Source organism: Haloarcula sebkhae, assembly GCF_014647415.1.
Lineage (GTDB): Archaea > Halobacteriota > Halobacteria > Halobacteriales > Haloarculaceae > Haloarcula > Haloarcula sebkhae.
Window position 1 is genome coordinate 119456 of record NZ_BMPD01000001.1, and the last position, 14211, is coordinate 133666.

Below are 14211 nucleotides of genomic sequence, written 5' to 3' on the forward strand. Positions count from 1 at the left end.
TGTGTAATTCGGTAGTTTGTGACAGGGACACCGAAGCCTTTTCCTTGCGCGCTCCGGAGTTCTGGTTGTCATGTTCCCCGCGACAGCACCGCTGCAAGGTCTGGGAGGACTCGTCGGTTTCGTTACCGTCATATTCCTCCTGATCGCCATCGCGCTGGTGTATTCCAGCGTCGTGATCATCCGCCCGTACCAGAAAGGTGCCTACACGGTCCTCGGTACCTACCGCGGCGTCCTCGACCAGGGGATTCACTTCATCTATCCCTTCGTCTCCGACGTGACGCGGTTCGATATGCGTACCCAGACGCTCGACGTGCCACGGCAGGAGGCTATCACCCGCGACAACTCGCCGGTGACCGCCGACGCCGTCGTCTACATCAAGGTGATGGACCCGAAGAAGGCGTTCCTTGAAGTCGACAACTACGAGCGTGCCGTCTCCAACCTCGCCCAGACGACCCTCCGTGCCGTGCTGGGTGACATGGAACTGGACGACACGCTCAACAAGCGGGGCGAAATCAACGCCCGAATCCGGAAAGAACTCGACGAACCCACCGACGAGTGGGGTGTCCGTGTCGAGAGCGTCGAGGTCCGCGAGGTCAACCCATCCAAGGACGTCCAGCAGGCCATGGAGCAACAGACCTCCGCCGAGCGGAAACGCCGTGCCATGATTCTGGAAGCCCAGGGTGAACGGCGCTCCGCCATCGAGACGGCGGAAGGTGACAAGCAGTCTAACATCATCCGCGCACAGGGTGAAAAGCAGAGCCAGATTCTGGAAGCACAGGGTGACGCAATCTCGACCGTCCTGCGTGCGAAATCCGCCGAGTCGATGGGCGAACGCGCCGTCATCGACAAGGGGATGGAGACGCTCGCCGAGATCGGCCAGGGCGAGTCGACGAAGTTCATCCTCCCACAGGAACTCACCTCGCTGGTGGGCCGCTACGGCAAACACCTCCAGGGTTCGGACGTGAAGGAGAACGGGCACTCGCTGGAGGCGCTTGACTTCGACGACGAGACCCGTGAGATGCTCGGTCTGGACGACATCGAGGAAATCCTCGGCCAGATCGACGAGGAAGCCGAAGTCGATGTCGAGGCTATGGAAGAAGAGGCACAGAAAATCAAGCAGGGTCAGGACAGTGGCCTCGACAGCGCCGATGAGATGATTCAAGAGATGGACGCTGAAATCGACGACGACTCGTCGACGACTGACGTGGCCGGCGGTCCGGACGACACGACGCGAACGTCGGAAGTCGACAAAGACAACTAACTGAGAATCAGGCGAAGACGTTTTATTACCGACCCACCTTTTCGGTAGCAATGACGCGTGAGGGCGACGTAGACGAGGACAAGCGAGCGACGCTCCGTCGCTTTGCCGCCCTCGGTGCAGCGAGCCCGTTTGCCCGCTTCGGCGACAGCGGGAGCGAGAGCGACGCGCCCGACGCCATCGCCGGGTACGTCTCGACACATCCCGGGACGCACTTCTCGAAGCTTCGCGACGACCTCAAACTCGGGACCGGTGAGGCCCAGCACCACCTCCACCGATTGGAAAACGAGGGCGTCGTCATCTCACAGAAGGACGGCGACTACCGACGCTACTTCCCGGCCGGCCAGTTCTCCGAGTTCGAGCAGGTGGCGCTTGGCTACCTGCGGCGTTCGACCGCCCGCGGGATGCTCGTCACCCTGCTGCGTCGCCCGGACGTGACGGCGTCAGAACTGGCTAGCGAACTGGACGTCTCGCGACCGACGGTGAGCAACTACGCCGCCGACCTGGAGTCTGCTGGGCTCCTGTCGCGAGAAGACGGGTACGCGGTGACGGAACCCGAGACCATGCTGACCCTGCTGATCCGGTACGCCGACTCGTTCGGCGACGATGTCGCCGCGCTGGCCGGCGAGGCCGACTCGTTGCTGCGCTACGACCCGTGAGGCTGGCGGTAGAATCCGCCCACTGTCGGCCCGGTCGCATCCGTTTCTCGCTTACGTCTCTTTGTCGACGCCGGTTATTTCGAACCTGGCTCCGCCCGACTCGCTGTCAGTTACGTTGACGTCCCAGCCGTGGACAGCGGCGATATCGGCAACGATTGCGAGGCCGAAGCCGGTGCCCTCGGATGCAGTCGAGTAGCCGGCTTCGAACACGGCGTCTCGTTCGTCTTTGGGGATGCCCGGGCCGTCGTCAGCGACGTAGAAGCCGCTGGCGTCGTCAATATCACCGACAGTGACTGTCACACCGCCGTCGTTCTCGACGGCCCCACCGGATTGTCCCGGACTGCTCGTCGACCCACGCTCCGAGTGCTCCCCCTGTAGCTGGGAGAGCGAGGACTCCACCCCATGCGTCGCGCAGTTCCGAAATAGGTTCGCCAGCAGGCGTTGCAACCGGCGAGGGTCAGCGAGCACAACACTGTCCGTATCGGCCTCCAGAGTCGCGTTCTCCGTTTCGACAGTCTCCCAGCATGCGGTCGCGGCAGTCTGGAGAGTGACCGGCTCGGTGGTCGTCGCCGCACGTCCGTCCCGTGCCAGCGTCAGGATATCGTCGATGAGTGTCTGCATCCGCTCGTGAGCGGCATCGATGCTGTCGAGGTGGTCGTTGGTCACGTCCTGCTGTGCCAGTTCTAGATGCCCCTGTGCGACTGTCAGTGGGCCCTGTAAGTCGTGGCTGACGACACTGGCGAACGAATCCAGTCGCTCGTTTTGGACACGGAGGCGGCGTTCGCGCTCCTTCTGTTCGGTGATATCCTGGATGAAGCCCCGAACTGTCCGTTTCTCCGTGCCCTCGACGCGTTTGCCGCGGGTCCGGACCCACCGGTGATTTCCTTTGGCGGTGGTGAGTCTGACCTCAAGGTCGTACGGCTCTCCGTGTTCAAGGGCCGCTTCGACGGCATCCGCAACCCTTTCTCTGTCCTCGGGATGGTAGAACGACAGCCCGTCTTCAACTGTCGGGTCGAAGTCGTCGCCGACCTCGTGGATGCGGCGGGTACCCGCTGTCCAAGTCGACATCCCGCTCTCGTCGAACTCCCAGGCCCCGAGGTCGCCGAGTTCCTCCGCCTCGGCGAAGAAGTCGCGTAACTGGGCGAGATTCTGTTCGTGTTCGATGCGCTCCGTAACGTCCTGACAGTGCGAGAAGATGGTGACAACATTGCCCGAATCGTCGGTAACGAGGCGGTTGTGCCACTCGACCACGATGCACTCGCCGTCTTTCCGGACATTCTCGTTGATACTGTGGTAACCGCCGCTGGCCTCACTGAGAGCGGACGTAACCGCATCGACGTCGTCGTAGCTCTCAGAACTCACGAACATCTCCCACGTTTCCCCGAGCAGTTCCGTTTCAGTGTAGCCAAATATCTCTGTGAGGGTGTCGTTGACGCGAACGATCTCGAAGTCCTGGTTATATTCGACGAACCCGAGCGGCGACTGGTCGATAAACAGCGAGAGCCGGTCTTTACTCGCTTCGAGGGCACGCTGTGACCGGTACTGTTCGACGGCGTTGACGATCCGGTTCGCGAGAAGGGCGTAGTGGCTGGTGTCGGCTGTTTTCTGTAGGTAGTCAGTGACACCTGCAGAGATAGCGTCACTGGCGACGGCTTCGCTCCCACGGCCCGTGTACAGGATAAACGGGAGGTCTGGATAGTCCTCGCGGACCGATTCGAGGAAGTCGATGCCGTTCTCGCCGGGCATTTCGTAATCGGAAACGATACAGTCGACCGACTCCCTGTCGAGCAGCCGCAAGCCCTCCGATGCACTCGTCGCGGTTTCGATAGTGAAATCGACCGACTCTCGCTGAAGGAACGCCGCCGTCATCTCCGTGTACTCCCGGTCGTCGTCGACGTGAAGCACCTGAATGGCGGAACCAGCCTCGCCCATTGATGGAATCGACTATGGCCTCAATGGTTATCAATATGGACATTCGCTCGTTACAATATATTCTGTCCTATCAGGGTAACGTGGCTGCAACGAAAAGTGAGCGACAGCACCGTGATTTCTCTACGCAGGCCTACATCGCGGACCCGTTCGGGCGACAAAGTGGGAGCGCCAATGTCTCCCGGCCGAGCCGGTTCCCGTTCAGGTTTCGACCATCCAGGTCGTCGAGGAAGAGTATCCCCACTTCTCGACGGCCAGATCGTAGTCGCCATCGGCGATGGCGGTCATATTGGTCCCGACTTCCTTGGCCGAGAGATCGAGCGCGTCGCCGATAAGCCGCGATTTGAAATACGTCTGGTCGTCAGCGTTAGAGCGGAGATACTCCAGAATACGTCGCTGCTTGTCCGAAAGCGGACTGTCGGTGGTTTGTGCGGTGGCGCTCATTAGTACAGTTACTAACAGTACCGAGACACCCTTATGGGATTTGGTACAGACGGTTAACGGCTCGCTGTCTTGCGGTTTTCTCTTGCTCGAAGTGGAGATACTGCCGCGAGTTGGGCCACGGGACAGGTAGTTGGTACAAGCGGGAAACACCGTGCATGCTCGTCATCGCTCCGCAGTTGGGACAGTAACAGTCGTTCGCTCCGGCAGTTCTTTAGTAATGGCCCGTTTTGTGGCCGAACGGAGGTCTATCACATTGGAAATCTCGGATCAATTGCTGTGTCTGTTCAGTGCTGATATCCGCGACGAGGGGGACCGGTACGTCGTGGAGGTCCCGCGTCGAGAAGTCGAGACGGGCGCAGTCGACTCGGACAGTACCTACCGCGTTGCGCTCATCTCCGCAGACGAGGGTATAGAGACGGACGAGGAGACGGTGTCGGACACGCCACCGGATCAGCCACAGCCGCCGGTCGAACCGGGTGAGACGCGCTACGTCGAAATCGAAGACATCGGCAAGCAGGGCGACGGCATCGCCCGCGTCGAGCGCGGCTACGTCATTATCGTTCCGGGGGCCGAAATTGACGAACGAGTCAAGATCGAAGTCACCGAGGTCAAGTCGAACTTCGCGGTCGGCGAAATCATCGACGACGTGTGACGCTACTCGTACGGGCTGCCGTCGGGGCGCTTTGCCCCTTCGGAGTCGTAGACGACGACCTGTCCGTCTGACTGGTCGACCGGCCGGTAGTTGTCACGGACGCCGATTGCTTCCGTCAGTTCCCGAACGGCTCGTTCCTTGAGCGCTGCAGCCAACTCCTCGGCGTCGGCTCTTGAGATATCCCGACCGAGTCCCTCGCATTCGTGGGCCCGGACCATTCCCTCCTCGTCGACGGCTTCGCCCATCGGCTGGCTCGTCCCGCCGAGCGCGACGCTGAAGGGGTAGGTCCGGCAGATGAGCGGGCGGTCGCCATGGACCGTGCAGGCACCTGTCCCGTCGTCGTCCTCAGTGTAGAACGTACAGTCACCGCAGTCGTCAGTCTGGAGCGCCCACTCGAAGGTCTCGCCTTCGGGGCCGTCCGGGCCGTCGGCCAGTCCGTACGGCATCGGTCGGGCCACGTCGCGGAAGTCGTACTCCCCAACCGCCTGTAGCTGCCGGATCTCGTCGGGAAAGACGGTCGCCGTGTGGGGTTCGGCGTCGGTTTCGGCGGGCTCAGTCTTTCCACTGGGACCATCAGCGACGTCACTAGCCTCGTCGACACTCTCTCCACTCTCACCACACGCCGACTCGGCCTTGCAGCAGGCTCCACAGCGGGTGCATTCGAACCCGATTGTCTCGATAGCGTCGGCCAGTTCCGACTCGTCGAGCGCACGGGCCCGTTCGAGTTCGGTTTCCAGGGAGTCCACAGCCCTGATAGCGGGCCGATAGGCAAAAAGGGCGCGTCACTCCGCTGGATTCGGTGCGGCCCGCTGGCCGTCCCACGAAACAGCGCCCTCAACGGCCAGTTTTTCGAGATGGGCTAGCACTGTCCCGCGGGCCAAGTCACGAACGCCAGTGAGGTCCTTTTCATAGGCGGCGTCGAGGACTTCGTCGAGGGTGTCGGCTCCCTCGTCGACAGCCCGCCGAACACGTCGCTCGCGTTCCAGTCGGTGATTGATGAGGCGCACACAGGTCTCCCGTGGGGCCTCAATACGCGGTCCGTGGCTTGGCAACAGTGCATTGGGGTTTCTTGCGTGGAGACGACGCAGCGACGCGAGGTAGGCCCGAACGTCGCCCTCGGGTGCGCCGACGACGACGCTACCCTCGGCGACAGCGAGGTCGCCGGAGACGACGGTCCCGTCGGTTGCGAAGGCGACGTGCTCCGGCGCGTGGCCCGGCGTGTCGAGGACGGTCACCGGGCCAGCATCGGTCGGAATCGTCGTCCCGTCGCTGAACAGTTTGTCAGGAGTGACACCGGTCGCAGCCTCGAATGCGGCTGCCCGGCCATGGCGCGCCCAAACCGTCGCGTTCGTCTCTCTGGCGTACTGTGCGACGGCACCGGCGTGGTCAGGGTGATAGTGTGTGAGCGCAATGTGGGCGAGGGTACGGTCACTGAGAAGCGAATCGAGCGCATCATCCGTCGCCGCGGGGTCTACGAGAAGAGCCGCCTCGTCGCCGCAAACGTATGCTGCCGTGCTGCCGGTCGGTGCCCGTGTCGGGACGGACACGTCGGCCCGCTGCCAGTCCATGTCGGCAGGTCAGACCGTGAGGAAATAAACCTGTTTGCGTGCGTCAGTGAAGCTGTACCGCGAGTCTACCAGATCGGACTCCTCCAGGCGGTTCAGAGCATACCTGACAGTGCGGTCCGGGAGTAGCGAGTTCTCGGCCAAGTCGCCCTGTGACAGCGGAGCATCGTCTTCCAGCACCTTCGCGACGAGCTTCGCGCTCGGTGGGAGTTCACGCAGCGTGTCGCGGAACTCCTCGTCGGTGAATGGTGCCGGTGCAGCGTTTTCAGTTAATGCGCTCATAGTAGCTGATATTCCAGACTTACTGGTAAAACTTGGCTATATGCATGACCAAACAATACAGATTCTATGAAGTGTTTAATGTGTCCTTATACAGAGCCGCCGTCGTGTGGTTCCAGTCGCTATCCAGAAGGTACGCCCAGAACTATCAGGGTCGAGAGAGCGAGCGGGTCTAGCCTGACTGGAAAACAGCCCGACCGATGAAAGGGGATTCCAGTATCGTTTTATCCCCCGCGGGGTGAGCAATACACCGTGAAAGGGCAGGAGTGGTATCAGGCCGACACCGTGGCCGAAGAGTACGAGGCCAAGCGGTTCTCCCGCGGCGGTCGGCTGATCGACCGACGCGAGAAGCAGGCCGTCCTCGACGCGATCGGCCCTGTGGCTGACAAGGACGTATTGGAAGTAGCTTGCGGGACCGGACGGTTCACCGTGATGCTGGCCGAGCGCGGTGCGAACATCACCGGGCTGGACATCTCAGGACCGATGCTCCAGCAGGGCCGCGAGAAAGCACAGGCGACTGGTGTCGACGACCACGTCGAGTTCATGCGAGGCGACGCGGCCCGGCTGCCGTTCCCGGACGACCATTTCGACACCGTGTTTGCGATGCGCTTTTTCCATCTGGCGGATACGCCGGCGGCATTCCTCGCGGAGATGCGCCGCGTCTCGAAGGAGCAGGTCTTCTTCGATACCTTCAACCGGTTTTCGACCCGGTCGATATACAACTGGGCGCTCCCGATGGGGTCGCGGCTCTACTCTCGCTGGGAGATCGACCGGCTGCTGGACGGGGCCGGACTGGAACTGACCGACGCGAACCACGACTGGCTGCTTCCGTACGGGTTCTATCGGAAGATTCCGAACGAACTGGCCGCCTCGTTCCGGTCGCTCGATACGGCGCTCGGCGGCACGCCCCTCGGTGAAAAGCTGGCCTCGGTGTCGTACTGGAACACCCACGTGTAGCGTACCGCGGCTCGAACGACCCGTTTTCTGTATCGAGAAGTCCGCGTCCGTCTCCCGCGACTTTTAAGCGCCTTCGCCGTCCTACCCAGAGGTATGGATATCTCGGTAGTGGTCCCGACGCTGAACGGCCGGGAAGAGCTGGCCGGCTGTCTGGACGCACTCACCGAGCAGGTCCCGGATGCCGAAGTGATCGTCGTCAACGGCCCGTCAGCCGACGGCACGACTGGCATGATCCGCGACCGGGACGACGTGTCTATTCTCGTCGAAATCGCCGACCGCTCGGTCACGGTCGCCCGCAATGCCGGGATCGACCGAGCGACAGGGGACGTTATCGCCCTCGTCCATCAGTCGCTCTCGGTCGAATCCGGCTGGGCTGACGTCGTGAGAACCGGGCTTTCGGGGGCAACTCAGGCCATCACCGGGCCGACACACCAGCAACTGTGGGCCGGGATGACGACCGAGACAGAGGAAACACGGACGATAGCCGGCCGCGACGTGACGTATTTCAACCCCGGCAACGTCGCGTTCGACGCGGAAGTGCTGGAAGCTCTCGACGGGTTCGACGAGTACCTGAACGTCGGCAGCGCCCGGGACTTCGCACACCGGATGGCCGCCAGTGAGTACGACGTCGACTGGCGCACAGAGATGTGTGTCAGCCGCGAGTTCGAGGCCGACGGCGGCATCACGGAGACCGACTGGAACTGGAAGTACCGCTCGCTCGCGTATCGGCTGGTGAAGAACTACAACGTTCGCCCGACCGTGGTACGGCGAATCCTCAGCCACGCAGTCGGTGACGCGAAGGACGCACTGGTCGATGTCGTGCGCGGGGAGACGACGCCGTCGCAGTGGCTCGGCAACGGGCAGGACGTGTTCGGCGGCGTCGGGTCAGGAATCGTCGACGGCGTCCGGGCACGAGTGACCGACCGGACGCCCCGCCGGAATCCGAACGGTCGGTCCGCGCGTGCGGACCGCGCAGTAACTGTGTACGACTGGCGGTAGCCAATACTGGCCGCAACCGTTCGACCGGAACGAGAGTAGTCGGCAATCAGGGGGCCAGCGCCTCGATGACGCGGTTTGGATTGTTCGAGAACACTTTGCGCATCGCGTCTTCGGGGACGTCCAGCGTCAGAATCTCCATCACGGCCACGTTCGGGTGGACGCTGGGGACACCACTCCCGAAGAGGACGCGGTCGGGGTGTTCCAGAACTGCCCGTTCCATCGGCCCCCGGTAGCGGACCGCACTGGTATCGAGATACAGATTGTCGTGGCCCTCCAGCAGATCGATGGCTCGTTCCATCAGGTCCTTCCGGAGGGGATGTGCGCCGAAATGTGAGAGGATGACTGGGAAGTCGTACGTCAATAGCGATTCGGCGACGGCTTCGGGTTGGAAGCCTTCGCCGCCGTGGACGATGACGGGCAGCGATACCGACTCTAGTTCTGCAAGCACGTCCTCGTCTGGCAACCCGTCGGTCGGCGGATGGAGCTTGAAGCCGTAGAACCGGTCGTCGTAGGCGTACTGCTCGATGTCCTCCGGGGAAGTGTGGGCCTCCGTGCGGCTATTTGCGAGGTTGCGGAGGGTCGATCCGGGGCCGGTCCCCGGATCCCGAGAGCCGTTGACTCTGGCGAAGGCCACCATCGGCCGCTCGACGGTCATCCGGGCGACGGCGTTGTTCGCTTTCAGATACGAGCCGTCTCGTTCGCCGGGGAAGACGACGGAGCGGACGACGCCGGCCTGGTGCATCTCCCGCTCCAGTTGCTCCGGGTCACCCATGCCGTCTCGGGGTCGGCGCTGCTCGTCGGGTTCCAGCCGTGCGTGCACGTCGACGACGCGAAAGCCGTGCTCCAACTCCAGCATCTACTATACGGTGTGTATACACCCATATTAAAAGGTGTGTAGGTCCGGCCGGGATTACAGGGACAGCACGGCGCTGTCGCCCGACGAGTGGTCTACGCCGTTAGAAAGTTTTATATAGAACCGCTTGCCTTGTCTTAAGTGAGGTTCAACACATATGTCATCTGGCCAGCGACGCATGGGCGGCCAGCCTCTTTTCATCCTTGATGAGGACGCCCAGCGCACACACGGGAAGGACGCACAGTCATCGAACATCTCCGCCGGAAAGGCCGTAAGCGAGTCCGTACGGACCACGCTCGGTCCCCGCGGCATGGACAAGATGCTCGTCTCCGACGACGGTGATGTGGTCATCACCAACGACGGGGCGACCATCCTCTCCGAGATGGACATCGAACACCCCGCGGCCCAGATGATCGTCGAAGTCGCCCAGACGCAGGAGGACGAAGTGGGCGACGGAACGACGACCGCGTCCGTGCTGGCCGGGGAACTGCTGACGAAGGGCGAGGACCTGCTCGACGACGACGTCCACCCGACAACAATCGTCGAGGGGTACTCCGCCGCGGCTGAACTCGCACAGGACGCCATCAACGAGATCGTCCTCGACGTCGACCTCGACGACGAGACGCTCGTCGAAGTCGCCGAATCCTCGATGACCGGCAAGGGCACCGGTGACGTCGAGGCCGGGAAACTCGCCGAAGTCGTCGTCGACGCCGTCCGCCACGCCAAGAGCGACAACGGCGTTCGCCGGGACAACATCGAAGTCCACACACAGACGGGTGCGGCTTCCTCCGCGACCAAGCTCGTCGAGGGCGTCATCGTCGACGAGACGGCCGTCCACGACAACATGCCGACCTCGGTCGAGGACGCGTCCATCGCGGTCATCGACACCGAGCTCGACGTCCGCGAGAGCAACATCGACGCCGAGTACAACGTCTCCAGCGTCGACCAGCTCAACGCCGCACTCGACGCCGAAGAGGGCGAACTGCAGGGCTACGCTGAGGATGTCCTCGAAAGCGGCGCTGACGTCGCGTTCGTCACCGAGGATGTCGCCGACCGCGTCGCCTCCCAGCTCGCCAAGGAAGGCGTCTTCGTCGCCGACAGCATCAGCTCCTCGACCGCCAAAGACATCGTCGAGGCTACCGGCGCAAAGCGCGTCGGCTCGCTCGAATCCCTTGACGAGGACGCGCTCGGCCACGCCGACAGCGTCGACGTCGAGAAGCAGGGCGACGACGACGTGACGTTCATCACCGGCGGCGCGACCGCCGAGTCCGTCACGGTCATCGCTCGCGGCTCCACCGAACACGTCGTCGACGAACTCGAACGCGCGCTCAACGACGCGCTCGACACCGTCATCGCCGCGCTCGACGCTGGCGGTGTGGTCCCCGGCGCAGGCGCGACCGAGATCGCCATCGCCGACCACATCCGCTCCGAAGCGGCGTCCATCGAGGGCCGCAAGCAGCTCGCCGTCGAAGCGTTCGCCGACGCCGTCGACGTGCTGCCCCGCACCCTCGCGGAAAACACGGGCCTCGACGCCATCGACGCGCTCGTCGACCTCCGCGCCGAACACGAGAGCGAAGGCATCGCTGGCATCATCAGCGAAGGCCAGACCGGCGTCGTCGGTGACCCCGTCGACTACGGCATCCTCGACCCCGCCGCTGTCAAGCGCGAAGCGGTCGACTCCGCCACCGAGGCGGCGACGATGATCGTCCGCATCGACGACGTCATCTCGTCGAGTTAGAGACTCGAGCGTCTCGTCGCGAGAGCATAACTCGACGAGAGTTCGAGTCGAGCTAAGCGAGGTCGCAACGCGACCTCGACACGAGCGGCGTCGCCGCGAGTTAAGCGGCCAATACGTTCACAACCTGTTTTCTTTCGGCGAAACCGGATAGCGGCGCGACCGCCGACAGAGAAGACGCCGCTTACTCGCCACTCGGTTCGACAGACAGCGTCAGCGTCGCATCAGCCCCGTCAGCGAGCGCGTCGACGAGGTCCCGGTCCACGTTGCCGGCTGCCGCGTCGGCGTTTACCATCACAGTCCGGTCGTCGACGTAGTCGCTCGTCCGCAGGACGTGGCTACGGTCGTTCTCGAAGGACAGGTCGGGGTGGCCGGTCCCGGTCACGGTAACAGTCTGATCGCCGGCTTCGATGGTCGCCGTAATCGTCGCATCGGCGCTCTGACAGGCCGTCACGAACTCGCTGTCGAAGTCAGCGGGGACGCGGTCGGCTTCGATAGCCAGAATACAGTCACCTGCAGGAGTCAGGAAGTCGTCGCTCGTCACTTCCAGCGTGCTCGCGTGCTCGCCGGAAACGTTCTCGTGGCCCTGTGCGTGGACCACTTCCTCAAGTGTCATACCTCCCGATCACTGCCGGGCGTACTTCAGCGGGACGACTCCGGCCTGACGACGGTAACCGTCACCGCACCGCAGGCGCACTCGTAGGCCTCGCGGCGGCCGGCCTCAGTCTCGAACACCAGCGCTGGCTCGCCGAGCGGGCGCTCGCAGTGCTGGGCCTCGCAGGTCGGTGTCGCCGCCTCGTGCAGTTGGGTGAGCATATCTGGATAGTAGGTGGCTACCTATGTCAAAGCGAGCCATCCCCGGAGTGAAAGTGAAAGTGAAGGCGTGGGGCAAAGGATATGCCCTCGGGGAACGGGCCACAAGGTATGTCGCTGGAGTGGCGCGGCGCGGCGGTTGCGCCGGACGACGAGATGCCGTCCCCGGAGTCGTGGGAGCCGGTATCGGTGCCCGGCCGGCCCGAACAGTTCGCCGGCGCCGAGGCCGTGGCCTACGAAACGACGTTCTCGGACCCGCGGGGCGAGAGCGACGCACACGCCCTGCTCGTACTGAATGGAACCTACGCGCACACACGCGTGTGGTGCAACGGCGATCTGCTCACGAGCCACGACGCCTACTTCGAGCCGCTCCGGGTCCGACTCCCCGAGAGCGAGGAGTACCGGATCGTCGTGGAGTGTCGTGCGCCGGAGGACCGCTTCGGCGGTCTACACGCGACCGATCAGCTGCCGCCGGAACGCTGCGTTCCGGGCATCTGGTGGGACGCGACCCTCGAAACCCGACCCGACCCGTGTGTGAGCGAACTCTCGGTCCAGCCACAGCTATCGGAAGAAGACGTGACCGACGCGACGGTGGACGTGTCGGCGACCGTCCTGACCGAGGAGCCACTCGACGACCGGATTACACTCTCGCTTCGGCCGGAGGGTGACGTTCGCGGCGGCGGGATGATGGACCGGGCCCGCGTCTCGACTGACGAGGAGACGACGACGGTGACCTACACGATGGACGTGCGCGATCCGTCGCTGTGGTGGCCCCACGACCGCGGCGAGCAGTCCAGGTACGTCCTCAGGGCGAAGGTCGGCGACGACGAGCACTCGGTGACGACGGGACTCCGTACCGTTTCGTACGACGGTGGCCTGCGGGTCAACAGCGAAGACGTGCCGGTTCGCGGCGTGACGCTGCTGGACCCGACCGCGGAGGACGTCGAGCGGGCCGTCGACGCCAATGCAAATCTGGTTCGGGTACGGGCGCAGGGGACGCCGCCCGAAGTGGCCCGGGCCTGTGACGACCACGGCGTCCTGCTCTGGCAGGACCTCCCACTTTCGGGCCCCGGGTCGTTCGACACGGAGCGAGGGCAAGGTCTCGCAGCACGGCTCACTGCGACCTACGCACAGCATCCTAGTTTCACCGCGGTCGGCGTCCACGACGAGCCGGTGCCGTCGTACGCCAATGGGCTGGGATCGGGCTTTCTCGACCGACTTCGCTTTCGATGGCGTGCCTGGCGGGCTAGCTACGACGACGCGGATGCCGTATCGGTGGCGTCGGCCGTCGACTCCGTCCCGACGTTCCCAGTCGTCGGCCCCCCCGGAATCAACCCCGATGCGGTCACGTTGTACCCGGGGTGGCGGTACGGCGACACGGCCGACCTCCCGTGGCTCTGTTCCCAGTTCGACGTTGGGGATGCCGTCGCCGGCTTTGGCGCCGGTTCGCTAGGAACGCCGGACCCGAGCGACAGTCCTGGGTTCGATAGCGCCTGCCACGACCGCCACGTCGACGGTGGAGTCGAAGCATCGCAGACGTATCAGGCCGGCGTCGTCCGCGAGGTTGCCGAAACGCTCCGTCAACGCAACGCGCCGCTCATCGTCGTGGACAGCCTCCGAGATGTCGGTGACGCCGGCATGGGCCTGCTCGCCGAGGATGGTTCCGAGAAGGTGGTTTTCAGTGCTCTCGCCGACAGCTACGAGCCCACACAGGTGATGCTCTCGGATGCAACGCCCGGTGAGCGGGATATCGTTGTCCTCCACGACCGTCCAGAAAAAGCGGACCTCACCGTGGAATGGGACTGCAACGGGGATCGCGAACAGGCCGAGCACACTGTCGGTCCGTTTGCCCGCGTCACCGTCGACACGCTCACCCTTTCAGCCGGTGACGATGTGACGCTTGCAGCCACCGACGGCCAGACTGTCGTCAAGAACGAGTATCGTATTAGCGAGTAATACAGGTACGTGATATACCATGGAAACTCGATGCGATAGTGGCCGTCTCACCCCTGAAATATGGCGTGTGAGACGTTGACGCGGTATTCAATGCACCGGAATGTTTAAACAA

Annotated in this window: 15 protein-coding genes; 7 read left to right on the forward strand and 8 right to left on the reverse strand. The window is 63.3% G+C overall.

Annotation, left to right across the window (positions count from 1 at the left end):
* Nucleotides 1–70 precede the first annotated feature (70 nt).
* On the forward strand, nt 71–1261 hold the full coding sequence (locus IEY38_RS00645) for an SPFH domain-containing protein (protein ID WP_188974529.1): 1191 nt from the start codon (nt 71–73) through the stop codon (nt 1259–1261).
* 50 nt (nt 1262–1311) lie between these two features.
* Entirely contained in the window at nt 1312–1917 is a 606-nt protein-coding gene (locus tag IEY38_RS00650) for a winged helix-turn-helix transcriptional regulator (protein ID WP_188974530.1), read from the forward strand.
* Between the two features lie 51 nt (nt 1918–1968).
* Here the strand turns inward: IEY38_RS00650 and IEY38_RS00655 are convergent, their stop codons facing one another.
* On the reverse strand, nt 1969–3849 hold the full coding sequence (locus IEY38_RS00655) for a PAS domain S-box protein (protein ID WP_188974531.1): 1881 nt from the start codon (nt 3847–3849) through the stop codon (nt 1969–1971).
* A 198-nt stretch (nt 3850–4047) separates the two neighbouring features.
* Entirely contained in the window at nt 4048–4290 is a 243-nt protein-coding gene (locus IEY38_RS00660; RefSeq protein WP_005537828.1) for a DUF7123 family protein, read from the reverse strand.
* 253 nt (nt 4291–4543) lie between these two features.
* On the opposite strand from IEY38_RS00660, the gene IEY38_RS00665 reads away from it, so the two are divergent.
* Nucleotides 4544–4942, forward strand: coding sequence for a TRAM domain-containing protein (locus IEY38_RS00665; protein WP_005537827.1), 399 nt, complete (start codon nt 4544–4546; stop codon nt 4940–4942).
* Between the two features lie 2 nt (nt 4943–4944).
* On the opposite strand, the gene IEY38_RS00670 is transcribed toward IEY38_RS00665, so the two are convergent.
* The 3 genes from IEY38_RS00670 to IEY38_RS00680 are packed head-to-tail and all read right to left on the reverse strand — an operon-like array spanning nt 4945 to nt 6789.
* On the reverse strand, nt 4945–5688 hold the full coding sequence (locus tag IEY38_RS00670; RefSeq protein ID WP_188974532.1) for a YkgJ family cysteine cluster protein: 744 nt from the start codon (nt 5686–5688) through the stop codon (nt 4945–4947).
* Between the two features lie 36 nt (nt 5689–5724).
* Complete coding sequence (locus IEY38_RS00675) at nt 5725–6510, reverse strand: MBL fold metallo-hydrolase (protein WP_188974533.1); 786 nt, start codon at nt 6508–6510, stop codon at nt 5725–5727.
* Nucleotides 6511–6519: 9 nt separating this feature from the next.
* Complete coding sequence (locus tag IEY38_RS00680) at nt 6520–6789, reverse strand: MarR family transcriptional regulator (protein ID WP_005537824.1); 270 nt, start codon at nt 6787–6789, stop codon at nt 6520–6522.
* 249 nt (nt 6790–7038) lie between these two features.
* Here IEY38_RS00680 and IEY38_RS00685 point away from each other — a divergent pair, with 249 nt between their 5' ends.
* Nucleotides 7039–7743 carry a class I SAM-dependent methyltransferase gene (locus IEY38_RS00685; RefSeq protein WP_004517150.1) on the forward strand — a complete coding sequence of 235 codons (705 nt, stop codon included), beginning with the start codon at nt 7039–7041 and terminating at the stop codon, nt 7741–7743.
* Between the two features lie 93 nt (nt 7744–7836).
* Nucleotides 7837–8742 carry a glycosyltransferase family 2 protein gene (locus IEY38_RS00690; RefSeq protein ID WP_188974534.1) on the forward strand — a complete coding sequence of 302 codons (906 nt, stop codon included), beginning with the start codon at nt 7837–7839 and terminating at the stop codon, nt 8740–8742.
* A gap of 46 nt (nt 8743–8788) precedes the next feature.
* Here the strand turns inward: IEY38_RS00690 and IEY38_RS00695 are convergent, their stop codons facing one another.
* Nucleotides 8789–9598, reverse strand: coding sequence for an amidohydrolase family protein (locus tag IEY38_RS00695; RefSeq protein ID WP_188974535.1), 810 nt, complete (start codon nt 9596–9598; stop codon nt 8789–8791).
* A gap of 175 nt (nt 9599–9773) precedes the next feature.
* On the opposite strand from IEY38_RS00695, the gene thsA reads away from it, so the two are divergent.
* Nucleotides 9774–11333 (forward strand): thermosome subunit alpha, encoded by a 1560-nt coding sequence (thsA, locus tag IEY38_RS00700; RefSeq protein ID WP_004591314.1) that lies wholly within the window; start codon nt 9774–9776, stop codon nt 11331–11333.
* Nucleotides 11334–11514: 181 nt separating this feature from the next.
* On the opposite strand, the gene IEY38_RS00705 is transcribed toward thsA, so the two are convergent.
* Together IEY38_RS00705 and IEY38_RS00710 are read right to left on the reverse strand one after the other, a co-directional pair.
* On the reverse strand, nt 11515–11946 hold the full coding sequence (locus IEY38_RS00705) for a DUF371 domain-containing protein (RefSeq protein ID WP_188974536.1): 432 nt from the start codon (nt 11944–11946) through the stop codon (nt 11515–11517).
* Nucleotides 11947–11972: 26 nt separating this feature from the next.
* Nucleotides 11973–12146, reverse strand: coding sequence for a hypothetical protein (locus IEY38_RS00710; RefSeq protein WP_188974537.1), 174 nt, complete (start codon nt 12144–12146; stop codon nt 11973–11975).
* 108 nt (nt 12147–12254) lie between these two features.
* Here IEY38_RS00710 and IEY38_RS00715 point away from each other — a divergent pair, with 108 nt between their 5' ends.
* Nucleotides 12255–14099, forward strand: a complete 1845-nt coding sequence (locus tag IEY38_RS00715) for a glycoside hydrolase family 2 protein (RefSeq protein WP_188974538.1) — start codon at nt 12255–12257, stop codon at nt 14097–14099.
* Nucleotides 14100–14211: the final 112 nt, after the last annotated feature.